Genomic DNA, 24,761 nt, shown 5'->3' on the forward strand with positions numbered 1-24,761 from the left:
GAGGAAACCATGAACAAACGTGTGGTACTGGTTGCATTCAACGGTGAGTCAATGTGCTTTGTCCATGTGCTGCTCAATGCACTGGATATGAACAAAAAAGGATATGAGGTAAAGGTGGTGATCGAAGGGAGTGCAACAAAGCTCATTGGGGAGCTTGGCAACGAAGATCATCCCTTTTCCAAGCCCTACATTGAGGTCAGGGAAAAGGGAATGATTGATTGTGTCTGTTATGCCTGCGCCACCAAGATGGGATCAGTTGATGCGGCCCAGGCCCAGGGGCTACCCCTTTGCAGGGAAATGAAGGGCCACCCGAGCCTTGCAACCTATATGGAACAGGGGTACGAGGTTATCACCTTTTAATCCATGGGGATCAAGCCCTTTCCACGGGAAACCCGGCATTTCGCCAGGCCTTATTTCCACCGGCCAGGGAGTGAACATGCTTGAAGCCCTGGCTCTGGAGATAACTTGCCGCAATATTTCCCCGGTACCCTACGCCGCAGTAGACAATGATCTCTTCGTCCCTGGGAATATCGGGGACCTGCTTGAGCAGCAGGGGCAGGGCAAAATGTTCAGCCCCTGCGATATAACCGTCGTTTCTTTCAGCCTGGGTCCTGACGTCAAAAAAATGGGTCACGCTGCCCTTGTCAAGCTTCTGACGAAGCCGCTCGGCAGACAACTGCCATAGCTGGCCAAGGGGATACCCCTCCTCCTGCCAGTTTTTGATACCGCCGTAGAGGTAACCTAAAATATTGTCGTACCCAATCCTGTGAAGCTGGGTGCACATATCGTCATAGGACGCTTCATTGTCCACCAAAAGAATCAGATCAGCATTAGGGTCAATGACCATACCGATCCAGTTGGCCGTCTGCTTGGTCAGACCGATGTTGATACTGCCTGGAATGTGTGCCCCGCCAAAGGCAGCCGTGTCCCTTGTGTCAAGCACCACGGCCCCCTGCTCCATGTGGTTTTTTACCTGGAGGGGAGACATATCCATCATCATGGGACAGCGTTCGAGCAACGGTGCGCCCTTGATGTTGGTTTCAATGATGTGGGTAAAGCTCTTGGGTCGTTCAGGAAAACTCTGTTTAAAAGATTCAATGAAATCTTTTCTGGAAAGATTTAACAACGGGTTATTGTGCTGTTCAAACCCAATGGTGGAACTTGGCTTTGAACTCATCCCCTTGCCGCACAGGGACCCCTCACCATGGGCTGGAAAGACCTCAAGGCTGTCGGCAAGATTGCCAAGCCGGTTGTAAAGCGAATTGTAAAGATTTTCAACCTGTTCGTCGATCAGCTCTTCTCCAGCAAGATCAGGCCGCCCCACATCCCCCACAAACATGCAGTCACCGGTGAGCACCAGCCATGGTTCCTGACTGCGCAGGGTATCTGTCACAAGGATTGAAAGCCCATGGGGGGTGTGACCAGGGGTTCTGAGGATATCAAGTTTGACACTGCCCATCATGAACGAATCCCCGTCCTTGACCGGTTTAAATTTATAGGTGGCCGGGGTCCCCTCCAGCAGGTAGATGTCAGCACCGGTGCGAGAACGTAATTCCATGTTACCGCTCACATGGTCGGCATGGATATGGGTTTCAAAGATATGGGTGATTTTCATGCCGTTATTCCGGGCAAGATCAATATACTCTTTGACCTCCCGTTTGGGATCCACCACACAGGCAACCCCGGCACCGGGACAACCGATGATGTAAGAAAGACACCCCATTCCCTCAACTGCAATTTGTTTAAAATACATTTACCCTCCTTTTCACGAAGACCTTTGCCGGGCCCCCTTCTGGTTGAATATAGTCATTGTATTAAGTGCCAATAAACAGTCTTGATTTACGTCACATTTTAAGATAGTGCTCACAAAACAATATAGCCCCTGTCCACTATTTTGCAAGAATTTTCCCAATAACCCTTAACCACTGCGGGTTCAGTTACGACCCATTGACTAAAATGGGCATCAAGGGGTATATTATCAGATGGCACATCCCCGACACGGTCAGGGATAAACTTGCCCAGACAGTCCAGGCAGGATTGAAACATTACAAATTAAATACACAGATAAAAACCAAGCAGGAGCATAAACGTATGAAACCATGTCCATGTTGCTCAACATTACCCTACAGCCAGTGCTGTGAACCCATCATCCGCGGAACCGTCTCAGCCACCACTGCCGAACAGGTCATGCGGTCAAGATATACAGCCTATGCACAAGGGGAAATTGGCTATCTCAAGGAAACGACCCACCCGGACGGTATGGCCGATTTTGACGAACAGGCAACCCGCTCCTGGTCTGAGAATTCACTATGGAAGGGTCTTGAGATCCTTACGACCGAGGCAGGCGGCCCAGAAGACACCCAGGGCAGTGTGGAATTCATTGCCCGTTTTACACAAAAGGACGTCGAGCACAAGCACCATGAACTGGCAATCTTTAAACGCGAGAACGACCGCTGGCTATTTCTGGACGGCAATCCGGTAAAGCCGAAACCCATGAAAAACAGCGCTCCCAAGATTGGTAGAAACGACCCCTGTCCGTGCAACAGCGGGAAAAAGTATAAAAAATGCTGTGGAAAATAATGGAGGACACCATGTACCTTGTTACCGCAAAACAAATGCAGGCCATGGACAAAGAAACCATTGAGGGCTTTGGCATTCCCGGGCGGGTTCTCATGGAGAATGCCGGACGGGGGGCCTTTGCCTTTTTACAGGAGCTCTTTCCAGACCTAGGTTCAAAAAAAGTATGCGTGCTTGCAGGCCCTGGCAACAACGGGGGCGACGGTTTTGTGGTGGCAAGATATCTTGTCCAGATGGGGGTAAAAACCGAGGTCTTTCTTTTTGCCCCTCCAAAAAAAATAACAGGGGATGCCCTGGCAAACTTAACCCTCCTGAAGACCCTGGTCAAGGTAAGCTCCCATGGCTCATTAACCGAGATCCTGGATATGGAAGGCGTTGACAGCATCAGGACAGAGATGGCCCAGGCCGACATTATGGTTGATGCCCTCCTTGGAACGGGCCTGAACTCGGATGTCAGGGGATTGTTCAAAACCGTCATTGAAAGGGTCAACGCCCTTCCCTGTAAGGTTTTGAGTATTGACATCCCATCGGGTCTTAACGCCGACACCGGCACGGCCCGCGGCACAGCAATCCAGGCCCATGCCACTGCAACCTTTGCATTTGCCAAGGCAGGCCATTTCCTTTTTCCAGGCAAGGCACTTACCGGCAAACTCAGGATCGTCGATATCGGGATCCCCCCGTTTATCTGCAATGGCATCGCTCCTGGGTTGAAGGTTGTGGCACACCGGGAGGTTGCGCAACTCTTTCCCAAAAGGGAACACGACACCCACAAGGGTAATTTCGGCCATCTGCTTGTAATTGCCGGTTCAACCGGCAAAACAGGAGCCGCGGCCCTTACGGCCAACGCGGCCATGGCCATGGGTGCCGGCCTTGTCACCCTGGGGATTGCTGAGACCCTCAACCCCGTCATGGAAATAAAGGTGACGGAACCCATGACCTTTCCCCTGGAAGAGAGTACGCCGGGTCACCTGTCCGACCATTGCTTTGAGGTCCTCACAGGTCTTGCACGGCAAAAAAACGCCATGGCCCTGGGACCCGGCTTGGGAACCGATCCTGCCACCCAGCGCCTGGTCAAAAAAATCATACAGGAACTGGCCCTTCCCATGGTGGTTGATGCCGATGGCCTCAACGCCATTGCAGACGACCCCGGAATTCTTAAAAAGGCCCGGGCACCGCTTATCCTGACCCCCCACCCCGGAGAGATGGCAAGACTATGTAAAACTACCACAAAACAGATCCAGGCCAACCGGCTTGAAGCGGCAGCCGATTTTGCCACAACCTTTAAGCTTATTGTTGTTCTCAAGGGAGCATCAACCCTGATAGCCCTTCCCGACGGTCGAACCCGCCTGTGTCCCACCGGGAATCCCGGCATGGCATCGGCCGGCATGGGCGATGTTCTCACCGGTATGATCGCAGCCCTCCTGGCCCAGGGGTTTAGCCCTGGGAATGCCGCCGTGGCAGGTGTTTATCTCCATGGCCTTGCCGGAGACATCCTTGCCCGTCAGTATAAGGGTGCCGGGTTTGTAGCGTCTGATCTGATACACACCATTCCAGCGGCCGTTAATGGTGAGGGCCCATGGAACTGACCATTATCTCCCGTTCGGGCAGACAAACCCTTGGGCTGGGTGAGAAATTAGGCAGACTACTGGATCGTGGCATCACCATCTCACTTACCGGGGGGCTCGGTGCAGGCAAGACCACCTTTGTAAAGGGTCTTGCAAAGGGCCTTGAAGTGCCTGCCTCATTTTACGTTACAAGCCCCACCTATACGATCATGAACGAATACCCCGGACGGCTTGATCTGTGCCACATGGATCTCTATCGCCTTGGTTCAAGCGACGAGTTGGACTATATCGGTTTTTATGAAATGATAACTCTGGATCGGGTGACTGTCATTGAATGGCCACAAATCATCGAACAGGGAACCATCAATTTTGACCTTGCCATCACTATTTCAACGGACAAGGCATTCAACCGGGAAATATCTTTCTTTGCCTCTGGACTTGACGCATCAAAGATGCTAAGCAAACTATTTATTTAAAAATCAAACCCTTCAAAGCAGGAGCATCTATGGCATTGAAAGTGCAAAAATTCGGGGGTACTTCGGTTGCCGATATCGAACGAATACGAAACGTTGCCCAACGGGTAGCAAGGGCATATGACAAAGGAGATCAGCTTGTAGTGGTGCTCTCAGCCATGTCCGGAATGACAGACAAACTCATCGCCCTGGCTGAAGAGGCGTCAGAGATTCCAGACAAACGAGAGCTTGACGTACTGCTGGCCACTGGCGAGCAGACAACGGCTGCCCTGCTTGCCATGATGCTCAAATCCATGGGCTACAAGTCAAAATCCCTGCTTGGCTTCCAGGCCGGAATAAAGACAGACAAAAGTGCAGGCAGGGCAAGGATTCTTGATATAGAGGCCAAACGAATCAAGGCCCTTCTGGACAATGGGCATATCGTTGTGGTTGCAGGATTCCAGGGAAGCGACACAAACGGTGACATCACCACCCTTGGCCGGGGAGGATCAGACACCTCGGCCGTGGCCATTGCCTCGGCCCTGAAGGCCGATGTGTGTGAGATATACACGGATGTGGACGGGGTCTACACAACCGACCCAAGAATCTGCGCCAAGGCCAGAAAAATAAACATAATCAGTTATGAAGAGATGCTTGAAATGGCAGTGCTTGGCGCCAAGGTTCTCCAGATCCGCTCTGTTGAATTTGCAAAGAAGTATAATGTGCCCGTCCATGTCAGATCATCATTCAGCGAAGAGGAGGGAACCATGGTTGTCAATGAAAGCAGTGACATGGAAAGCGTTGTTGTCTCAGGCATCACCTGTGACATGAACGAAACAAGAATCACCCTTAAAAAAGTACCAGACCAGCCGGGAATTTCGGCCAAAATTTTCTCCCCCCTTGCCGAGGCTGAGATCATGGTGGACATGATCATCCAGAACACCCGGTCGGGCGGTGAGACCGACGTAACCTTTACCGTGCCCACGGTTGATTTTAAGCGGGCAAAGGAAATCTCTGAACAAGTGGGCAACAAAATTGGCGCAAAGGAGGTCCTCACGGCAGAGGATATTGCCAAGGTGTCGGTGATCGGCCTTGGAATGAAAAGCCATTCAGGCGTTGCCGCCACCATGTTTTCAGCCCTTGCCGCGGAAAATATCAACATCCGACTGATTGCCACCTCTGAGATACGCATCTCCTGCGTGATCAAGGCAAAATATGCAGAGCTTGCCGTACGAGTCCTTCACACGGCATTCGGCCTTGACAATCCAACTCAGTCATAACGGTCTGCAAGGGCCGCTTCAACCTCCCCTGCTATGGCATCCGCTGCGGCACAGGGATCAACCGCTGTTCGGATGGGCCTTCCCACCACAATGAAATCCGCCCCCTGCCCGATGGCCATGGCAGGGGTCGTGATTCGTTCCTGGTCATCATTTTCAACCGATCCCCAGGCAGGCCGTATACCCGGTGTAACAATGAGAAAATCCCTGCCAAAAACCTTCTTTACTGCTGCCGCCTCAAGACCGGAGCAGACCACCCCGGCACATCCTGCACCATGGGCAAATCCGGCCCGTTTGAGGACCAGCTGCTCTGTCCGGGTGACATACTCCTGCCTGAACCCACAGGCCTCTACCACTGAAGCATCATTGTCCGTCAGCAGGGTAACGCCCAGCACCCGGGTCTTTCCCTGACCGCCCTGAACGGCCATCTCAAGCATTTTTTGTGAGGATGAGGCATGGACAGTAACAAGGTCCGCCCCTGTCTTTACCGCACTTTCCATGGCTTTTTTGACGGTTGCAGATATATCATGAAGCTTCAGGTCAAGAAAAATTCCGGCATCGCTCAATGCCCTTACCCTCCTGACCATGGCGGGCCCCTGGTCGATAAAAAGCTCAAGGCCGATCTTAAACATGCCCACCTTTTGATCCAGCATTCTCACTAAATCTTCAGCCTCGGCTGCCGAATCCACATCAAGGGGAAAGATGATGCGACTGTTTCCTTTTTTCATTCAAAGCTCCTTTAGACTTGAAAATTTGCCTTTAATAATGTTAGTAAATATTGTTTATGTGGTCAATAAAATTGTCATATGCGCAGGGGAGGGGTTCACATGGTGTGGTTGAGAAGAGAACATATTCCAGCGGGAAGCTTCCGGGTAGAAAAAAAAGGACAGATACTGCTCCAGGCATTCCTTGGTACCTGTGTGGGCGTTGCCCTTTACGACAAGGTTACAAAAATCGGGGGACTGATCCATATCCTCCTTCCGGAACCGCCTTCAACCATGCCACCGGAATATCCGGAAAAATACGCTTCAACCGGCCTTCCCCTTCTTTTAGAGGAACTCTTTGCCCTGGGTGTTGACCCCTGCAATCTCACTGCCACCATTGCAGGCGGTGCCCTTGTGGCCCCCCTGAGTGAGCTTGACATCCACCTTGATATCGGTGGAAGATCCACGGATATCGCCATTGACATCCTTAACCGGTCTGGAATTAAAATCGTTAAATCCGAGACCGGAGGTTTCTTCACCTGCACCCTTGAGCTTAACATGGCAACAGGGCAATTTGCCATTAAACCCGTAGCCCTGGAGACCCCAGTCAATGAACATACCGTCAGCCTGCCCCCTCTCTCGGAGCAGGATATCACCAAAACCATAAAAAATTTAAAACCCATTCCCCAGACGGCACTCAAAATTCTCAGGATGATCCAGGACGATCATCATAACATGAAGGAGATCACCCGGGAACTGGGTAAGGACCAGGTACTGGGCGCACGGGTTCTCAAGATCACAAACTCGGCCATGTTTTTCGGCAGGATTAAGATAGAAAGCATCCAGGATGCCGTACTTCTGCTCGGTGAGTCCCTGCTCCTCAAAATGATCATAACGGCGGTTCTCAAGGATTATTTCAACCAGGTCGGAGACTCGGGCTACTCCCTTTGCCGGGGAGGCCTTTTCTTCCACGCCGTGGGCTGTGCAATGGTGGCGGAAAAAATAGCTGAACTAACGGGGCGGGAACCCCCAAATACCGCTTACACGGCAGGCCTGCTCCACGATATCGGCAAAGTGGTACTCGACCAGCAGATAGCAGCGGTGTATCCGCTCTTTTTCAGGGGAATCCACCACGACGGTACAAGCGCCGTTATTCTTGAACAAAAGATCCTTGGGACCACCCACTGCATAACCGGTGCCCTTTTGGCCAGACAATGGAACTTCTCTCCAGCCCTGATTGAGGCCATCAGCTTCCACCACACGCCGGAACAGGCAACAGACCACAGGAATCTTGTCGGGATTGTCCATCTATCCGACCTGCTGATGTCAAGGTTCAACGTAGGACTTGAGCTTGAGAGAATGGAACCAACCAGCCTTTTACCCACCATTGACCACCTGGGACTAACCCTTTCAGACCTTCCAGGCATCATCGATTCAATTTTCCCGGCTTCCTTTGACAAAAAGGGTCAGCTATCATTCAAAACAAGGACCCTAACATGACATATGCCAGCAAACAGGATCTTCTTCGGCAACTACCAGGGGTTGACGCCCTTCTGGAACTTGCAGGAACCGTCCACGCAACCCATAAAATCCCGCAAAAAGTTCTCAAATCAGCCATACGTGCGACACTGGAGAGCCTGAGAAACAGCACCCTCAAGGGTGATAATCCGTCCCTTGCACCCCAGGATTGCCTTGCCACGGCCATTGCTATCGCAACCCGAACCCTGAAACCCAAGCTTGTCTCCACCATCAATGCAACCGGCGTCGTCCTCCACACCAACCTTGGCAGGGCACTTCTGTGTGATGCGGCCCTTAAGAATATAACAACCATTGCATCGGGTTATTCAAACCTTGAATTCAACATTACCACAGGCAAGCGGGGCATCCGCTATTCGGTTGTGGAAGCGCTTCTGTGCGAACTGACCGGGGCCGAGGCTGCCATGGCCGTAAACAACAATGCAGGTGCTGTGCTTCTCTGCCTTGACACCCTTGCCAACGCAAAGGAGGTCATTGTCTCAAGGGGAGAACTGGTCGAAATTGGCGGATCGTTTAGAATCCCCGATGTCATGGCCAAAAGCGGCGGCATTTTACGTGAGGTCGGAACCACCAACAGAACCCATATGAAGGACTATGAAACGGCAATCACAGACAATACAGGACTGCTGCTTAAGGTCCACACGAGCAATTACAGGATAGAGGGATTTACCAAAAGCGTCTCCATTTCCGAGCTTGTTGCCCTGGGGAAAACGAAGGGAATCAAGGTCATGGAAGACCTTGGATCAGGCTCCTTGATCGACTTTTCAAAATATGGGCTTACCAGGGAACCAACGGTTCCCGATGCCGTGGCCGCAGGTGTGGACATTGTCACCTTTAGCGGAGACAAGCTCCTGGGCGGCCCCCAGGCAGGCATCATCCTCGGAACCCGATCGGCCATTGAACAGATCCGGTCCAACCCCCTGACAAGGGCACTTCGCATTGATAAACTCACCCTGGCAGCCCTTGAGTCAACCCTGGCGCTTTACAGGGATGAAGCCCTGGCCGTTGAAAAAATCCCCACACTGAGAATGCTTGCCCTGAGCTTTGATAAAACCAAAGAACTTGCAACGCCCATTCTGGAACAGCTGAAAGAACGCCTGAACGAAACTGCAATTGTGGCGTTTGCAGACCTTTCCTCAAGAACAGGAGGGGGTGCCTTTCCTGAACTTGCCCTTCCAAGCCGGTGCATTGCAGTAACCCCCCTTACCCTGTCGGCAGACCAACTGCAAAAGCGAATGCGCATGGCCACACCCGCCATCATCGGCAGAATTGACAATGACAGATTCATCATTGATCCGAGAACCCTGCAACCAGGTGATGCGCAAACCATCATTAATACCCTTTGCGTTATCCTGACAGAGAGCTGTAAATGATAAAAAAAACACCCTCCATGAAGACTGAAACGGCCTACCTGTCCAAGGAGATCAATTTTCTAAAGTTTGATTCAGAACCCGAAAAAAAGGCGGATTTTCAGCCAAACGAGTATCTGTCAGACAGAATTATATTCCGGAAATCTTGGATGCAAGGATTTACAGACAGGCTTGAAAAGGCCGAAATTCCAGAACACGGATTCGTCTGCGTTGTGGTCAATCAAGCCCCTTGCACGGATAGCTGTTGCATCACACCCCTTCTTGATGCAGCCGTTAAACCAGCCCAGGGGCTGTGGGAAAGGATTGACGACCATTTTATGGTCATTGTGCTGTGGAACACGGCCGACCTTGAGCGACTTTTTGACACCATCAAAACAGCACTGGCGTCAGAGGCCGGCATTGACCCCATTGCCGGAATTGCTGTTTACCCGTTCATGGATTTCTCAAGGAAAGAGACCTTTCACAATGCCGTAAAAGCCGTGGACCACGCAGCCTTCCTGGGGCCCGGCAACAAGGTCTGCTTTGGTGATATATCCCTCAACATCAGCGGAGACAGACTATACGAACTAGGGTTCATGGACAAGGCAGCAGAGGAGTACAAAAAAGGGCTTGACGTCAACCCGGATAACACCAACCTCCTGAACAGTCTCGGGGTCTGCCACGGCATGAACAATAATCCCGGGCTGGCAAAAAAAATATTTGCATCAGCCCTTGAAAAAGATCCCAACGAGGTCATGATTGTATACAACATGGGGCTTGCCTGCAACATCCTTGGGCTGACCAAAGAGGCAGTCGCTTACCTGGAAGAAGCCAGCCGGCTGGACAATTCCATCTTTGAGGTAGAACTGACGGCAGGAAGCCTGCTCCTGAAGACGGGAAGGCGCGATGAAGCCCTTGTACACCTGTCCCAAGCCAAACAAATCAATCCCACTGCAGGCCTTCCCTACCGCCGCCTTGGAGAGTACTTTCTTGGGACACAGAAAGTTGACAGGGCCATTGCTGAATTCAAACAGGCCGTCAAGTTAAACCCCAAGGATGCCGTCTCCCTATCTGGCCTTGCCCACGCCTTTTATCTTAAAAAAACGAACCTCAAAATCGCCATCACACTTGCAAGGGAGAGCATACTGATCGATCCTGCCACCCCCCTTTATCGTTCACGCCTTGGGAATCTCTATCTTAAAACAGGCAGGAAGGATCTGGCTAAGGCCGTGTTTGACCCAACAGAGGAAGAGTTCAAGACCGACACCTCCCGGCCCCTTGATAAACAGGACAAACGATCCGCCTGATCACGGACAATTCTGGAAAGGACAATGAAAAAACACATACTTGACACACTTGAAGAGAGCCTGCTTGTAAAAAAACGGTTTATCTCAACCCACACAGAACTCATCGAACAGGCAATCATTGCCCTTTCCGATGCCCTTGAAAGAGGCAACAAGCTCCTTGTTTTCGGCAACGGGGGCTCTGCGGCCGATGCCCAGCACATTGCTGCAGAATTTATCAACCGGTTCCAGATGGAACGACCGCCCCTTGCAGCCATCGCCCTGACCTGTGACACCTCCGTCATAACCAGCATCGGCAATGACTACTCGTTTGAAGATATCTTCCTCAAGCAGCTCCAGGCCCTGGGGCGACCCGGGGATGTGGCCATGGCCATAACCACAAGCGGCAACTCACCCAACGTCATCAAGGCCGTCAAGGCGGCAAAGTCCATGGGTGTAACGGTCATGGGCCTGTCAGGCCCTGGGGGGCAGCTCAAAGAACTGGCTGATTTCGCCTTTGCCGTTGACGCAACCGCAACGGCAAGGATCCAGGAAACCCATATTACCCTTGCCCATATTATCTGCGACCTGACGGAAAGGAGGCTTTTCAATGGATAGCCCCATAGCGCCCATCGACCTAACAAAAATAACCACCTACAGCGTAAAAGACCGAAAGAGTAAAGTAAACGCCCGGGATTTTTCAAAACCCTGGATTGCCGGAGGCAGCTTTTCCCAGTTCCTTTCAACCCTTCCAGCAATCCTTGCCGGAAACGACCTTATTGAAGTCATCCAGGCAATTTCACAGGCAAAGATCAACAATGCGCCGATCTGTCTTGCCATGGGCGCCCATGTGATCAAAGTGGGTCTTAACCCCATCCTCATCGACCTCATGGAACGCGGGCTCATGTCCATGCTCTCCATGAACGGTGCCGGAATTATCCACGACCTGGAGGTGGCGCTCACCGGCAAAACCTCGGAGGATGTTGCTGCCTCCATTGGAGACGGGGGGTTTGGCATGGCAGCAGAGACATCGATTCTTCTGAGTCGGGCCATCAAGGAGGCGGCCGACCAGGGTAAGGGCCTTGGACAGGCTGTTGGGGATTTCATCAACAACGAACGAATGCCATTCAAGGATAAAAGCCTTACAGCCACGTGTGCACGGCTTGGCATCCCGGTCACCGTCCATGTGGCAATGGGGACCGACATCATTCACATGCACCCGGATTTTGATCCTGCTGCCTGCGGGGCTGCCTCCCACCTTGATTTTAGAATCTTTGCCGCAATGGTAGCCACCCTTGAAAAAGGGGTCTTTATCAATGCCGGATCTGCTGTGATTCTGCCGGAAGTGTTCCTCAAGGCCCTGACCGTTGCCAGAAACCTCGGATACAGGCCGCAAAATTTCACCACGGTGAACCTTGATTTCATCCGCCATTACCGCCCCATGACCAATGTGGTGAATCGGCCCACACTCAAGGGAGGTAAAGGCTACAGCATCGTCGGCCACCATGAACTCCTGATCCCCTTGATTGCCGCAGGGGTGATTGAAAATCTGGGGACATGAATCTGAAATCGATGAAATTAAGACGTCCCGGACCCGGCGAACTCCCCTTGCAAAACCAGGTAAAAACCTGTATAGTTTTCTATTTTAAAAACAACAGAGGTGAAAAAAATGCCCATATACGAATACAAGTGCAACAATTGCAATCACTGCTTTGAGACCCTGGTCCTTGGCAGCGACAAGCCCGTTTGCCCGTCGTGCAAGAGCCCTGATCTGTCACGGCTCATATCCAAATGCGGTTTTGTCACACGCTCCACCGGCTCGTCAGATGATTCTTCCGTGTCTGTTTCCTCCTCATCAGCATGCAGTGGATGTACTGCAACCAACTGCTCCTCATGCACCAGCGGATAGGACCCATGAAAAAAACAATCAAAATTGGAACCCGTGGAAGCAAACTTGCCCTGTGGCAGGCTAACCATGTTAAGGACAGGATTGAGGATCAGTTTCCCGAGACTGAAGTCGAAATCATGACCATCAAAACAACCGGGGACATGATCGTTGACCGCCCCCTGTCCATGGTCGGAGGCAAGGGACTGTTTGTCAAGGAGATTGAAAAGGCGCTTCTTGAGTCAACGATCGACATGGCGGTCCACAGCATGAAAGACATGCCGGGTGAACTGCCGCCGGGTCTTGTCATTGGTGCCGTGCCTGCGAGGGAAAACCCCTTTGACGTGCTGATCTCCAACAACAATCTCTCCCTGGCAGACCTCCCTAAAGGGGCAAGGATCGGAACCAGCAGCCTCAGGCGGGCATCCCAGATCAAACATGCCAGGCCCGATATTGAGACCGCCTCCATACGGGGTAATCTTGATACAAGGCTTAAAAAACTTGCCGCAGGCGAGTTCGACGCCACCCTGCTTGCCGCAGCAGGACTGATCCGCCTTGGAATGAAAACAGTCATCACCCAGTACTTTGACGAGACCATCATGATCCCCGCCGTGGGCCAGGGAGCCCTGTGCATCGAGTCACGGCAGGAAGACCTGGACATCGCCCCAGTGCTCGCCTTTCTCAACCATGGGGAAACCCACACCGTTGTCTCAGGTGAACGCGCCTTTTTAAGACGCCTTGATGGAAGCTGCCACATTCCCGTTGCCTGTTTTGGAAGGCTTGAAGATCACCGGGTGATCCTCACGGGGCTGGTTGCTTCTGAAGACGGCAGGACCATACTCAAAGAGACGGTCGCAGGCACACCTGAAGACCCTCAAAAGGCGGGCATTGCCCTTGCCGAGACGCTCCTTTCAAAGGGTGCCGATAAAATTCTGGAGAATTTAAACAGCTGATGGAAACAAACAAAGGCAAAGTATATCTGATCGGTGCAGGTCCCGGAGATCCTGGTCTCCTGACCATCAAGGGCATGGAAACCATCCAGCGGGCAGATGTGGTCGTCTACGACTACCTGGCAGCCCCAGCCCTTTTATCCTACGCAAGACCCGACGCTGAGATCATATACGTGGGCAAAAAGGGAGGAGACCACACCCTGACCCAGGACAAAATCAGCGATCTGCTTGCAGACCTGGGCAAAAAGGGAAAAATTGTTGCAAGACTCAAGGGGGGGGATCCCTTCATCTTTGGCCGGGGTGGTGAAGAGGCAGAGGTTCTCATTGATGCAGGGGTTGAATTTGAGATCATCCCGGGCGTCACGTCTGCCATTGCAGCTCCGGCCTATGCCGGCATCCCCCTGACCCACAGGGAACACGCCTCGTCGGTATCGATCATTACCGGCCATGAGGACCCCCTGAAGCAGGAGAGCAGCATACAATGGGACTGCCTTGCCCGAAGCAATGCCACCCTGGTCTTTCTCATGGGGGTCAAGAACCTCTCCAGCATCACGGGTAACCTCATCAAGGCCGGCAAGAGCGGCAATACCCCTGTGGCCCTTGTCCGCTGGGGAACAACAGCCCTTCAGCAGACCGTGACAGGCACCCTTGATACCATTGTCGCCGATGTTGAAAAAGCTGGATTGAAATCGCCTGCCATCATTGTTGTGGGCAGCGTGGTAACCCTCAGGGAAAAAATGAACTGGTTTGAATCCCGACCGTTGCTTGGCAAAACCATTGTCGTTACCCGGGCAAGGGTACAGGCAAGTGAGCTTGTGGGAAGCCTGTCCGCCCTTGGGGCCAGGTGCATAGAGATCCCCACCATTCAGGTGGTGCCTCCCAGAGATCCGGCTCCCCTGGTCAATGCCGTCAAAAACCTGTCCGATTTTGACTGGGTGGTATTCACCTCTGTCAACGGGGTAAAACTGTTCTTTAAAACCCTGTATGGCGAGCAGATGGATGTGCGTGCCCTGGGAGGGCTTAAATTTGCCTGCATCGGTCCTGCAACCAAGGCAGAACTTTTTGTCCACGGAATTGTTTCAGATATCCTTCCCAAAACCTACATGGCCGAATCGGTTGTGGAGGCATTTTCAAATGTCGAAATTCAGGGGAAACGGGTGCTTCTGCCAAGGGCAAAACAGGCACGAACCATCCTTCCTGAAGAACTCGATAAATTAGGTGCCCGGGTAACGGAAGTAACGGCCTATGAAACCATCGCAGAACATTTGGATGAGGCTGAACTTGCAAGGCTCGTTGCCGAGTCAAAGGTGGATATAGTCACCTTTACAAGCTCATCAACGGTCGAAAACTTCAAGCGTCTTGTAATGGACAAAAAAGTCCTTGAAATGGGACCGGAGGTCATTGCCGCCTGCATTGGCCCCATTACTGCCGAAACGGCAGCCTCCCTGGGAATCAGGCCTGACATCGTCGCAACCGAGTTTACGATTCCAGGGCTTGTGGATGCCATTGTTGCCCATGTTAAAAACCAAAGGTGCACCCAATGAGCTTTCATTCCAAGGTGAACTATCTTCGTATCTCAGTCACAGACCGGTGTAACCTGGCCTGCTGCTACTGTGTGCCAAAAGATCAATTACCGCTGCTCACCCATAGGGATATTGCAAGGTACGAAGAGATACTGAGAATCATCCAGATATCGTGCCGACTTGGCATTACCAAGGTTAGAATCACCGGAGGAGAGCCCCTTGTTCGAAGGGGTATCGTCGATTTCATCGAAACAGTTGCAAAACTTGAGGAGATCCAAGATCTCTCCATCACCACCAACGGGGTACTTCTTCAGAAAAATGCCCATGCCCTGAAGGCCGCTGGACTCAACCGCATCAACATCAGCCTGGATACCCTCAAACCCGAGCGGTTCCAGCAGATCACAGGCAAAGACCTCTTTAATCAGGTGTGGAAGGGCATCATGGAGGTTACGGCCCAGGGATTTTCTCCAATCAAGCTCAACACCGTCATCATGAAGGGAACAAACGATGATGAGATTGATGCCCTGGCAGGCCTGACCCTTGAGTATCCCTTTCATATACGATTCATCGAGTACATGCCCATGGGGAATGCTGCCATGGACCTGGGACAGCAGGTGTTGATCCCTGAAATCAGGAACACGATTGAGCACACCTTTGGCCCGCTTCAACCCGTTGAAAGAGACTTGAATGACGGCCCTGCACGGCGTTTCAAAATACCTGGTGCCAAGGGTGAAATCGGATTTATCTCACCTGTAAGTTCCCATTTCTGCCATGAATGCAACCGCCTGAGACTCACTTCATCGGGCGCCATCAGACCCTGCCTCCTCAACAACCTTGAATATGATATCCTGACACCCCTGAGAGCCGGTGCAACAGACGATGAACTTTCGTCAATCATCAAAAAGGGCATCCGGAACAAACCGGGGTCACACAACCTGGGAACCGACAATTTCACCCGGATCGACAGCCAGATGTTTTCCATTGGCGGCTGACCTTCCGGCAGGAAAGGTTTATGAAAATTCCAGATGCGATTCTTGCAAGGCTTGCAGCAAACGAACAGGTCGCAAAAAAATTTCATCACATAGAGATAAGTGTTCTTACCATCCTCAACTTCCAGGATTTTTTCGAACAGCTTCTTACTAAGGTCGGTCAAACCTTCCAGATTCCCCATGTTTGGATATCCATTATCCAGGAAAGCGCCATTGCCGATCAGATCCTGGCAATGGAAGATTCCGCCGTCTTGAAGTCAAGCACCAGCTTCATCACACACAGCACGTTCCTGAGGCTGATCGGCTCGTACCGGCAGCCTCTCCTTGCCAATCAGAACCTGGATCGTTTTTCCCCCCTGGTTCCTCCCGAGGCACACTATGACATCGGCTCCATTGCCATTGCCCCCCTCTTTATAGACGGGGAATTAATAGGCAGCTTAAACCAGGCAGACCAAGTCTGCGACCGCTTCATGCCGGGGATAGATACAGACCTTCTGGCCCGTCTATCACTGAAAATATCCCTTTGCCTTTCCAATGTTGCCGCCCATGAAAAACTCAGGCACCTGGCCTTCCACGACCCCCTTACAGGCCTGTTAAACCGACGGGTAATGGAAACCATCCTGGAGCGTGAATTCGAGCGTGCAAAGCGATATTGCACCCCCTTATCGGTTGTTTTCCTTGACCTTGACCATTTCAAACGTATCAATGACACCTTTGGCCACGACCAGGGAGACCGGGCTCTGGTCTGTTTTGCCCAAAGCCTTGGTGCTGCAAAAAGAGCAAATGATATAGTGGCAAGATTTGCCGGAGACGAATTTGTGGTGATCCTGCCATCCACTACCCGACAGGAGACCGACAGCTACCTTGCAAGGCTGAATGCGCTCCTGGCACAGCAACCGGTAAAAGTCAATCAATCGTGTTTCCAAATTAATTTTTCCTGGGGTGTGGCCTCTATTTCAGATCTGGGGATCAACCGTTCTGCCGACCTACTAAGGCATGCCGACCAGCAGCTCTATGTGACCAAAAAAAACAAAAAGACCCTGTCAGGCTGATTTAACCTGAAAGGGTCTCTTGTTTGTCGTTCGTGACGAATAATCAGCCCTGGGAATTAGACTTCATCACAGATCAGTTCGATGGTCGTCATGGGGGCAGCATCCCCGGATCTCAGTCCGAGCTTGGTGATTCTCGTGTAACCGCCCTGACGTGATGCAAATTTTGAGGGAGCATCGTTAAACAGCTGATGGACCACATCCTTTTCCCTGATAATGGAAAAGGCCTGGCGCCGTGCATGAAGATCACCCCTTTTGGCAAGGGTAACCATCTTGTCTGCCAGTTTCCTGAGCTCTTTGGCTTTGGCCTCGGTTGTTTTAATGCTACTGTGTTTAAATAAAGAAGTGACCATGTTTCTAAACATGGCCTTTCTGTGGCTTGACGTACGGTTCAGTTTCGCGCCTGATTTTCTATGTCTCATGGGGAATTTTACTCTCCTTCCTTAATTTGATCCTCTTCTGGAGGTTCAAATCCTTCCAGATCCATGCCCAAGCTTAAGTCCATGGAAGTAAGAACCTCTTTGATCTCGTTTAAGGATTTTCTTCCGAAGTTTTTGGTTTTGAGCATTTCATTGTCTGTTTTCTGAACAAGCTGATAGATCTTGAGAATCTGAGCATTTTTAAGGCAGTTGGAGCTTCGTACAGACAGTTCCAATTCGTCAACACTTCTGTACAGGTTTTCGTTGAAATTTTTAGCTGCCCCCTCATGCTCTTTTTCAACCAGCTCAGGTTCTATATCCTCATCAAAATTTATAAAGGGATTCATCTGCTCTTTCAGAATTTTGGCCGCATATGCAACAGAATCTTCAGGAGTGACACTGCCATCGGTCCATATTTCCATAGTAAGCTTGTCGTAATCGGTTTTTTGACCAATCCTGGACGCACCCACAACATACTTCACCCGCTTAATGGGAGAAAAAACACTGTCAATGGGAATCGTTCCCACAGGGGCCTCGGGATCCTTGTTGGAAGCGGCCAGGGCATACCCTTTTCCGGTTTTAACAAGCATGGTCATCATCAGTTCACCACCCTTGGAAACCGTTGCAATATGCTGCTCTGGATTAAGGATCTCGACACGGCCGTCACCACTGATAATATCTGCGGCCGTAACGAACTTCTCCCCCTTGACATTGATCGTCAGAATCTTGTCACCCGGATCGTCAAGCTTAAGTTTGACCTCTTTGAGGTTCATGATAATCTCAGAGACATCTTCCCTGACATCTGAAACCACGCTGTACTCGTGGAGGGCTTCACTGAATTTAACAGATACAATGGCGGCTCCGTACAATGAAGAGAGAATAATTCTCCTAAGCGAGTTGCCGATTGTGATTCCATACCCCTTTTCCAGGGGCTCACATACAAATTTTCCGTATGTGGAGGTTGTGGTAACCGCAACCTTTTCAGGCATGATAATCTCACGCCAGTTCATGTATACAAGTTCATCTGATGACATTGTTTATCTCCTGGTATAATCTTACGGACAAACTTCATCCACCGCTATTTGGAGTAAAGCTCTACGATCAGCTGTTCCTGTATGGGCAGAGTGATATCCTCCCTGGCTGGCATCCCCTTCACCACACCTTTAAAACCATCTTTGTCAAGCTCGAGCCACTGGGGAACGCCTCGACGGACGACCGTGTCCAGCGAATCCGTAATGGCCTGAACTTTTTTGCTCTTTTCCTTGAGCTCAACCACGTCCCCGGCTTTGATGATATATGAGGGAATATTCACCTTTTTACCATTAACGGTAAAATGGTTATGCCTGACAAAATGACGACCCTGGGTTCTGGAACTTGTAAAACCAAGCCGGAAAACAACATTGTCCAGGCGACGTTCAAGCAAACTTAAAAGGGTCTCACCGGTAATACCCTTGAGGGAATCGGCTTTTTTGAAGATGATGCGGAACTGTTTTTCTCCAATTCCATAGATTCGTCTCACCTTCTGCTTTTCACGGAGCTGAATTCCATAATCTGAATGCTTCATCCGCCTCTGGCCATGCTGCCCCGGGGGATAGCTCCTTCTGTCAAAACTGCATTTGTCTGAAAAGCAGCGATCGCCCTTTAAAAACAGTTTCATATTTTCGCGTCTGCATTGACGGCAGACAGATCCTCTATAACGTGACAACGTCTTCCTCCTTTAAAAATCTTTTCACAGAATCCCCAACACCGAAAAAAGGGTCTTGGGGATCTTCAATAAACGGGATCAGACCCTTCTTCTTTTTGGGGGTCGGCATCCGTTGTGAGCAACAGGGGTAACATCTTTAATAAAAGAGATGTTAAAGCCCTGGGCATGGAGGGCTCTAAGAGCTGATTCCCTGCCTGCACCGGGTCCCTTTACATAGACACTGACATTTTTCATTCCGTGCTCCATGGCCTTTGCACCGGCATCTTCAGCAGCAAGTTTTGCCGCAAAAGGAGTGCTTTTTCTGGAACCTTTGAACCCCTGGATTCCAGAACTTGACCAGGAGATGGTGTTTCCGATCTCATCTGTGATGGTGACAATGGTGTTGTTAAATGTGCTCTGGATGTGTACCACACCAGTGGATATATTCTTCTTTACCCGTTTCTTGGTAACAGTTTTTTTTGACTTTTTCGCCATTATGCGCAATGCCTCCTGATTGGTAGGGCCATAGTTAACCCAAATTATCCCTACTTCTTCTTCTTGACAGCAGCTCGTTTAGGACCTTTTCGGGTCCTTGCATTGGTGCTGGTTCTCTGACCACGGCACGGCAAAGATTTTCTATGTCGAAGGCCACGGTAGCATCCCAAATCCATCAATCGCTTGATGTTCATGGAAATCTGGGTTCTTAGTTCACCCTCAACCTTGAAATCGCTGTCAATGACCTTTCTGATATCATTGACCTGCTCTTCTGTCAGGGCATCGGATTTAAGTGTGGGATTGATCCCAACCTTTTCCAGTATCTGCTGGGATCGTGTTCTGCCGATCCCATAGATATAGGTTAGAGCGATCTCCACGTGTTTATTTCTTGGTAAGTCTACGCCTGCAATTCGTGCCACGCTTTTACCCCCTATCCCTGCCTCTGATTATGACGTTTAGTTATACAAATCACCCGAATAACACCTTTCCTACGAATGATCTTGCAATCTTTACAAATTTTTTTAACAGATGCTCTGACTTTCATCTTATAATACTCCTGGGTAATCTCCCGACTGTTTTAGGAGACCCTAGTCTATTTATAGCGGTATGTAATCCTGCCCCGGCTCAGATCGTAAGGTGACATTTCAACAGTAACCTTGTCACCCGGCAGAATCTTGATAAAGTGCATTCTCATCTTGCCCGAAATATGTGCAAGGAGCTGATGCTTGTTTTCAAGCTCAACCTTGAACATGGCATTGGGCAGCGTTTCAAGCACTGTCCCTTCTACCTTTATGGGTTCTTCCTTTGCCATTTTTTAAAATTCCTTTGCATATCTATTGTTTGTCGCCATGTCATAAACGCCAGTACTATCGCCTGGACTTGACACTGCCGGATTTTCCAAGAAACCCTTCGTAGTTTCGTGTAATGAGGTGGGATTCAATTTGGGAAACCGTATCAATGGATACACCGACAACAATGAGAAGTGCAGTCCCACCAAAATAAAAGGGCACATTGAATTTTGTCATCAGCATGGTGGGAAGCACACACACAAGGGAAACATAAACGGCTCCACCGGTAGTGATCCTTGTCAACACCCGGTCAATATACTCGGCCGTGCGTTTGCCCGGCCGGATGCCCGGGATATATCCACCGTTCTTCTTCATGTTCTCAGCCACATCATCGGGATTAAAGGTGACAGCCGTGTAAAAGAAACAGAAAAAGATGATAAAACCGACAAAGATCAAATTGTAAACAATGCTTCCAGGACTCATGGCCGCAGCAACCGTCTTCATCATGGGCAGATCAATGAAGTTTGCCAGGGTTGCCGGAAACATGATAATGGACGAGGCAAAGATAGGCGGGATAACTCCAGCCGTATTGATCTTCAAAGGGAGATGGGAGGTCTGCCCTCCGTACATTTTTCTGCCGACAACCCGTTTTGCATACTGGACCGGAATCCTACGCTGGGCCGTTTCAAAAAAGATAATGGCAGCCACTACGGCAACCATCAGGACAATCAGGATGATCAGGGAGAACACCCCCATCTCACCGGTTGACACAAGCCTCATGGTATTGGCAATGGCTATGGGCATCCTTGCCACAATACCGGCAAAAATGATCAGGGAGATACCGTTGCCGATCCCCCGCTCCGTGATCTGCTCACCAAGCCACATGATAAAGGCCGTTCCTGCCGTAAGGGTGATAACCGTCATTAACCTGAATTCCCAGCCGGGATACATGACAATGGGCGACCCGGCAGGAGATGTCATGCTTTCAAGGCCAACACTGATTCCAAATCCCTGGATCAGACTCAAAACAACCGTTCCATACCGGGTGTACTGGGTGATCTTTTTTCTGCCCTGTTCTCCTTCCTTGGACAACTGCTCAAGGTGGGGGATTACAACCGTCATCAGCTGTAGAATAATTGATGCGCTGATGTAGGGCATGATTCCCAGTGCGAACACAGAGAGCCTGTCCAGAGCCCCTCCTGAAAACATGTTGAACATCGCAAAGAGTGTCCCCCTGGCATTATCGAAGAACGAAGCAAGTGCTGCTCCGTCAATACCCGGCGTGGGAACATGAACCCCAACACGGTAAACAAACAGCAAGGCAAATGTGATCAAAAGCTTCCGTTTCAGTTCAGGAAGTTTGAGTATGTTCTGGTATCCGCGCTCAATCATTTATAAGGCCTCAGATTCGATTATAATTCTATGGAACCACCGGCGGCTTCGATCTTCTGCCTGGCGGTTTTACTGACAAGACACTGTTTAAAGGTAAAGGCTTTGGACACCTCACCGTCACCCAGGATCTTAACCTTGTCAAACATGCCCTTGATCAGACCAGTCTGCTTAAGGGCGGCCACATCAATAACCGCCTTATCCTCAAACCGGTCAAGGTCTGAAAGATTAACGATAAGGATACTTTTTGCAAGGATATTTTTAAATCCGCGCTTGGGCAACCGGCGGTGAAGGGGCATCTGACCACCTTCAAAACCAGGTCTTGTTCCACCACCAGACCGCTGGTTGTGGCCCTTGTTTCCCCGGGTTGAGGTTCCGCCCATACCTGATCCCGGGCCTCTTCCAACACGTTTTCTTTTTTTACGACTCCCCTCTGAGGGTGAGAGTTCATGTAGCTTCATTTAAACCTCCTCCACGGTAACCAGATGAGGAATCTTCTTAACCATGCCCATGATTGCAGGGTTATTCGTATGCTCAACCGTCATATGCATTCTTTTCAAACCAAGGGCCCGTACGATCCTTCGATGTTTTTCATTGCGGCCCACCAGGCTTCTGACCTGTGTAATCTTTAGTTTACCTGACATCTCAAGCCCCTTCCTAAATATCTTCAGGACGAAGGCCGCGTCGTCTGGCAACCTCATCCTTGGTTTCAAGTGACTTCAGCCCGGCCATGGTAGCTCTGACAACGTTATGGGTGTTGTTGGTGCCGATACATTTGGTTAAAATATCGGTAACACCCGCTGCCTCGAGAACCGCGCGAACGCCGCCACCTGCAATGACACCCGTACCTGGAGAGGCCGGTTTCAACATAACCCTACCTGCACCTGCCCGTCCAACGATTTCAAAGGGGATGGTACCGTCAAGTATGGAAACTTTAGTCATGGATTTTTTTGCCTTTTCAAGGCCTTTACGAATGGCCTCGGGAACTTCACCGGCCTTGCCTAAGCCGTAGCCGACACTGCCTTCACCGTCACCAACGACCACGAGGGCGCTGAAGCTGAAATTTCTACCGCCCTTTACGACCTTTGCGACCCTGTTGATTTTAACAACCTTGTCGATCAACAGGCTATCTTCTGCATGATTTTGTGCCAAGGGACTCCCTCCTTATTAGAAATTCAGCCCGGCTTCCCGAGCTCCGTCTGAAAGTGCTTTTACCCGTCCGTGATAGAGGAAACCATTTCTGTCAAAGACAACTTTTGAGATTCCCTTTTCAAGAGCCCTTGCGCCGACCAGGCGTCCGATTGCCGTAGCCGCATCCTTTCCCACCAACTTATCTTTATTCTCAATGAACTCTTTGTCCAGGGTAGACGCCGCTGCAAGGGTAGACCCTGTAACATCGTCGATGACCTGGGCATAAATATGGGCAGAGCTTCTGAATACACAGAGCCTGGGTCGCTCCCCGGTACCAGTAATCCGCTTCCTGATTCTTTTTTGTCTTTTAAGCCTTGAAACAAGCCTTGTGGATTTATTTGCCATAATAGTCTATTCCTGATTTCGTTATTTAGCTGCAGCCTTTCCGGCCTTTTTGATTATTCGTTCGTCAGAATACATGATCCCCTTGCCTTTATAAGGCTCCGGCGGTCTGATCCTTCGAATTCTTGCTGCAGTCTCACCCACGATTTCCTTGTCAATACCCGACAAAGAAAGGGTTGTATTTTTTTCAACGAGTGCGGAAATGCCCTTAGGCAGCTCAAAATTCACAGGATTGGAATAACCCACATTGAGCACAACTGTGTTGCCGTTAACCTCGGCCCGGTATCCGATACCGTTCAACAGAAGTTTTTTCTCGTACCCGACAGATACACCAGTGATCATGTTTGCCACCAACGACCGAAACAGCCCCTGGAGGGCCACAGTCTTTCGATCTTGATCGTCGGTAACTGAAACGTTGACCATACCATTTTCTATCGCCAATTTTACAGCCGGATGCAGACTACGGTCAAGGGAACCTTTAGGGCCTTTAATGGAAATCAAATCACCCTTTACACTCACTTCGACCTTTTCGGGAATCTGGACCGGCTTTTTACCTATTCGTGACATTTATCCCTCCAATGTTACCAGATGTTGCAGAGGACTTCGCCGCCCACGTTCTCTTTTTTAGCCTGTTTATCCGTCATCAAACCCTTTGATGTGGATAGAATCGATATGCCTAAACCATTTAGAACTGATTTTATTTCCTTGGATTTTGTATACATCCTGCGACCGGGTTTACTCACCCGCTCAAGGCCATAAATCACTGGTTTGTCAGCCACGTACTTAAGGTACACACGAAGAATCCCCTGCTTGTCATCTTCAACAAACTTGTAATTCTTGATGTATCCTTGTTCTTTCAGCACCCGCGCCAGCTCTAACTTAAGCTTTGACCCGGGGATATCCACCTTGGCAAACTCTGCTTTAGCACCATTTCTGATTCTGGTAAGCATGTCCGCAACTGGATCACTCATTGCCATAATTTTCTCCTGAACGTTACCTTTTGTTCTGCAGGGTGTTGCCCTGCCCGCCGGTGGTCTCTATTATTACCAGCTCGATTTAGTCACTCCGGGAAGCTTCCCTGCAGAAGCAAGGTCCCGGAAACAGATTCTACAAATTCCCGCTTTTCTGATAAATCCCCGTGGTCGACCGCAGATGGGACACCGATTATAGGCGCGTACCCCAAATTTAGGCGCTCGTGCCGCCTTTGCGATAAGACTTTTTTTAGCCAAATCACCCTCCTTAAAATGCTTGCAATACGCAGTGTCGAGGTTGGACAAAAACTGCCAACCCCCCACTGCATTGAATCAAAAAACC

General features: G+C 50.4%; 32 protein-coding genes. 15 read left to right on the forward strand and 17 right to left on the reverse strand.

Annotation, left to right across the window (positions count from 1 at the left end; all coding sequences use genetic code 11):
• Positions 1–9: 9 nt before the first annotated feature.
• Positions 10–360, forward strand: a complete 351-nt coding sequence (locus tag HRM2_RS17695) for a DsrE family protein (protein ID WP_015905397.1) — start codon at positions 10–12, stop codon at positions 358–360.
• 10 nt (positions 361–370) lie between these two features.
• On the opposite strand, the gene HRM2_RS17700 is transcribed toward HRM2_RS17695, so the two are convergent.
• Positions 371–1,753: an MBL fold metallo-hydrolase gene (locus tag HRM2_RS17700; protein ID WP_015905398.1), complete on the reverse strand. Its 1,383-nt coding sequence runs from the start codon at positions 1,751–1,753 to the stop codon at positions 371–373.
• A gap of 338 nt (positions 1,754–2,091) precedes the next feature.
• Here HRM2_RS17700 and HRM2_RS17705 point away from each other — a divergent pair, with 338 nt between their 5' ends.
• Genes HRM2_RS17705 through HRM2_RS17720 form a run of 4 tightly spaced genes read left to right on the forward strand, consistent with a single transcriptional unit; the run spans position 2,092 to position 5,874 of the window.
• Positions 2,092–2,580 (forward strand): YchJ family protein, encoded by a 489-nt coding sequence (locus HRM2_RS17705; RefSeq protein WP_015905399.1) that lies wholly within the window; start codon positions 2,092–2,094, stop codon positions 2,578–2,580.
• An 11-nt stretch (positions 2,581–2,591) separates the two neighbouring features.
• The gene (locus HRM2_RS17710) at positions 2,592–4,163 is read left to right on the forward strand and encodes an NAD(P)H-hydrate dehydratase (RefSeq protein ID WP_015905400.1); all 1,572 of its coding nucleotides are present in this window, start codon (positions 2,592–2,594) and stop codon (positions 4,161–4,163) included.
• Positions 4,154–4,618 (forward strand): tRNA (adenosine(37)-N6)-threonylcarbamoyltransferase complex ATPase subunit type 1 TsaE, encoded by a 465-nt coding sequence (gene tsaE, locus HRM2_RS17715; RefSeq protein WP_015905401.1) that lies wholly within the window; start codon positions 4,154–4,156, stop codon positions 4,616–4,618. The genes HRM2_RS17710 and tsaE overlap by 10 nt, the downstream gene beginning before the upstream one ends.
• A 29-nt stretch (positions 4,619–4,647) precedes the next feature.
• The gene (locus tag HRM2_RS17720; protein WP_015905402.1) at positions 4,648–5,874 is read left to right on the forward strand and encodes an aspartate kinase; all 1,227 of its coding nucleotides are present in this window, start codon (positions 4,648–4,650) and stop codon (positions 5,872–5,874) included.
• Here HRM2_RS17720 and pyrF read toward each other — a convergent pair.
• Positions 5,865–6,599: an orotidine-5'-phosphate decarboxylase gene (gene pyrF, locus HRM2_RS17725; RefSeq protein WP_015905403.1), complete on the reverse strand. Its 735-nt coding sequence runs from the start codon at positions 6,597–6,599 to the stop codon at positions 5,865–5,867. The two genes, HRM2_RS17720 and pyrF, sit on opposite strands and share 10 nt — an antisense overlap.
• 99 nt (positions 6,600–6,698) lie before the next feature.
• Here pyrF and HRM2_RS17730 point away from each other — a divergent pair, with 99 nt between their 5' ends.
• The 10 genes from HRM2_RS17730 (at position 6,699) to HRM2_RS17770 (ending at position 17,142) form a co-directional block, all read left to right on the forward strand.
• Complete coding sequence (locus tag HRM2_RS17730) at positions 6,699–8,075, forward strand: HDOD domain-containing protein (RefSeq protein WP_015905404.1); 1,377 nt, start codon at positions 6,699–6,701, stop codon at positions 8,073–8,075.
• A complete protein-coding gene (gene selA, locus HRM2_RS17735) occupies positions 8,072–9,484 on the forward strand; it encodes an L-seryl-tRNA(Sec) selenium transferase (RefSeq protein WP_015905405.1) in 1,413 nt (470 codons plus the stop codon). Before HRM2_RS17730 ends, selA begins: the two co-directional genes overlap by 4 nt.
• Positions 9,481–10,767, forward strand: a complete 1,287-nt coding sequence (locus HRM2_RS25470; RefSeq protein ID WP_015905406.1) for a tetratricopeptide repeat protein — start codon at positions 9,481–9,483, stop codon at positions 10,765–10,767. The genes selA and HRM2_RS25470 overlap by 4 nt, the downstream gene beginning before the upstream one ends.
• Positions 10,768–10,791: 24 nt before the next feature.
• Complete coding sequence (locus tag HRM2_RS17745; protein ID WP_015905407.1) at positions 10,792–11,361, forward strand: D-sedoheptulose-7-phosphate isomerase; 570 nt, start codon at positions 10,792–10,794, stop codon at positions 11,359–11,361.
• Positions 11,354–12,304 carry a hypothetical protein gene (locus tag HRM2_RS17750; RefSeq protein ID WP_015905408.1) on the forward strand — a complete coding sequence of 317 codons (951 nt, stop codon included), beginning with the start codon at positions 11,354–11,356 and terminating at the stop codon, positions 12,302–12,304. The genes HRM2_RS17745 and HRM2_RS17750 overlap by 8 nt, the downstream gene beginning before the upstream one ends.
• 108 nt (positions 12,305–12,412) lie before the next feature.
• Entirely contained in the window at positions 12,413–12,652 is a 240-nt protein-coding gene (locus HRM2_RS26165) for an FmdB family zinc ribbon protein (protein WP_083776612.1), read from the forward strand.
• A gap of 5 nt (positions 12,653–12,657) precedes the next feature.
• Complete coding sequence (gene hemC, locus HRM2_RS17755) at positions 12,658–13,581, forward strand: hydroxymethylbilane synthase (protein WP_041273358.1); 924 nt, start codon at positions 12,658–12,660, stop codon at positions 13,579–13,581.
• Positions 13,581–15,122 carry a uroporphyrinogen-III C-methyltransferase gene (cobA, locus tag HRM2_RS17760; protein ID WP_015905411.1) on the forward strand — a complete coding sequence of 514 codons (1,542 nt, stop codon included), beginning with the start codon at positions 13,581–13,583 and terminating at the stop codon, positions 15,120–15,122. The genes hemC and cobA overlap by 1 nt, the downstream gene beginning before the upstream one ends.
• Entirely contained in the window at positions 15,119–16,093 is a 975-nt protein-coding gene (gene moaA, locus HRM2_RS17765) for a GTP 3',8-cyclase MoaA (RefSeq protein ID WP_015905412.1), read from the forward strand. The genes cobA and moaA overlap by 4 nt, the downstream gene beginning before the upstream one ends.
• A gap of 20 nt (positions 16,094–16,113) precedes the next feature.
• The gene (locus HRM2_RS17770) at positions 16,114–17,142 is read left to right on the forward strand and encodes a sensor domain-containing diguanylate cyclase (protein WP_015905413.1); all 1,029 of its coding nucleotides are present in this window, start codon (positions 16,114–16,116) and stop codon (positions 17,140–17,142) included.
• A gap of 56 nt (positions 17,143–17,198) precedes the next feature.
• On the opposite strand, the gene rplQ is transcribed toward HRM2_RS17770, so the two are convergent.
• The 15 genes from rplQ to HRM2_RS26175 form a co-directional block, all read right to left on the reverse strand.
• Positions 17,199–17,561, reverse strand: coding sequence for a 50S ribosomal protein L17 (gene rplQ, locus HRM2_RS17775; protein WP_015905414.1), 363 nt, complete (start codon positions 17,559–17,561; stop codon positions 17,199–17,201).
• An 8-nt stretch (positions 17,562–17,569) separates the two neighbouring features.
• Positions 17,570–18,592, reverse strand: coding sequence for a DNA-directed RNA polymerase subunit alpha (locus HRM2_RS17780; protein WP_015905415.1), 1,023 nt, complete (start codon positions 18,590–18,592; stop codon positions 17,570–17,572).
• A gap of 44 nt (positions 18,593–18,636) precedes the next feature.
• Positions 18,637–19,263, reverse strand: coding sequence for a 30S ribosomal protein S4 (gene rpsD / locus HRM2_RS17785; protein ID WP_015905416.1), 627 nt, complete (start codon positions 19,261–19,263; stop codon positions 18,637–18,639).
• Positions 19,264–19,341: 78 nt separating this feature from the next.
• Positions 19,342–19,737 carry a 30S ribosomal protein S11 gene (gene rpsK, locus HRM2_RS17790; protein WP_015905417.1) on the reverse strand — a complete coding sequence of 132 codons (396 nt, stop codon included), beginning with the start codon at positions 19,735–19,737 and terminating at the stop codon, positions 19,342–19,344.
• A gap of 50 nt (positions 19,738–19,787) precedes the next feature.
• A complete protein-coding gene (gene rpsM / locus HRM2_RS17795) occupies positions 19,788–20,156 on the reverse strand; it encodes a 30S ribosomal protein S13 (RefSeq protein WP_015905418.1) in 369 nt (122 codons plus the stop codon).
• 11 nt (positions 20,157–20,167) lie between these two features.
• Positions 20,168–20,281: a 50S ribosomal protein L36 gene (gene rpmJ, locus HRM2_RS26170; RefSeq protein WP_015905419.1), complete on the reverse strand. Its 114-nt coding sequence runs from the start codon at positions 20,279–20,281 to the stop codon at positions 20,168–20,170.
• A gap of 48 nt (positions 20,282–20,329) precedes the next feature.
• On the reverse strand, positions 20,330–20,548 hold the full coding sequence (gene infA, locus HRM2_RS17800; RefSeq protein WP_015905420.1) for a translation initiation factor IF-1: 219 nt from the start codon (positions 20,546–20,548) through the stop codon (positions 20,330–20,332).
• Between the two features lie 55 nt (positions 20,549–20,603).
• Positions 20,604–21,917, reverse strand: coding sequence for a preprotein translocase subunit SecY (secY, locus tag HRM2_RS17805; protein WP_015905421.1), 1,314 nt, complete (start codon positions 21,915–21,917; stop codon positions 20,604–20,606).
• A 20-nt stretch (positions 21,918–21,937) separates the two neighbouring features.
• Positions 21,938–22,375 carry a 50S ribosomal protein L15 gene (gene rplO, locus HRM2_RS17810; RefSeq protein ID WP_015905422.1) on the reverse strand — a complete coding sequence of 146 codons (438 nt, stop codon included), beginning with the start codon at positions 22,373–22,375 and terminating at the stop codon, positions 21,938–21,940.
• Positions 22,376–22,558, reverse strand: a complete 183-nt coding sequence (gene rpmD, locus HRM2_RS17815; protein ID WP_015905423.1) for a 50S ribosomal protein L30 — start codon at positions 22,556–22,558, stop codon at positions 22,376–22,378.
• A gap of 13 nt (positions 22,559–22,571) precedes the next feature.
• A complete protein-coding gene (gene rpsE, locus HRM2_RS17820; RefSeq protein ID WP_015905424.1) occupies positions 22,572–23,066 on the reverse strand; it encodes a 30S ribosomal protein S5 in 495 nt (164 codons plus the stop codon).
• A gap of 15 nt (positions 23,067–23,081) precedes the next feature.
• The gene (gene rplR / locus HRM2_RS17825; protein ID WP_015905425.1) at positions 23,082–23,450 is read right to left on the reverse strand and encodes a 50S ribosomal protein L18; all 369 of its coding nucleotides are present in this window, start codon (positions 23,448–23,450) and stop codon (positions 23,082–23,084) included.
• 21 nt (positions 23,451–23,471) lie between these two features.
• The gene (gene rplF, locus HRM2_RS17830; RefSeq protein ID WP_015905426.1) at positions 23,472–24,014 is read right to left on the reverse strand and encodes a 50S ribosomal protein L6; all 543 of its coding nucleotides are present in this window, start codon (positions 24,012–24,014) and stop codon (positions 23,472–23,474) included.
• A 14-nt stretch (positions 24,015–24,028) separates the two neighbouring features.
• Positions 24,029–24,424 carry a 30S ribosomal protein S8 gene (gene rpsH / locus HRM2_RS17835; protein ID WP_015905427.1) on the reverse strand — a complete coding sequence of 132 codons (396 nt, stop codon included), beginning with the start codon at positions 24,422–24,424 and terminating at the stop codon, positions 24,029–24,031.
• A gap of 66 nt (positions 24,425–24,490) precedes the next feature.
• Entirely contained in the window at positions 24,491–24,742 is a 252-nt protein-coding gene (locus tag HRM2_RS26175; protein ID WP_456297559.1) for a type Z 30S ribosomal protein S14, read from the reverse strand.
• Positions 24,743–24,761 lie beyond the last annotated feature (19 nt).

Source organism: Desulforapulum autotrophicum HRM2 (assembly GCF_000020365.1).
GTDB lineage: Bacteria > Desulfobacterota > Desulfobacteria > Desulfobacterales > Desulfobacteraceae > Desulforapulum > Desulforapulum autotrophicum.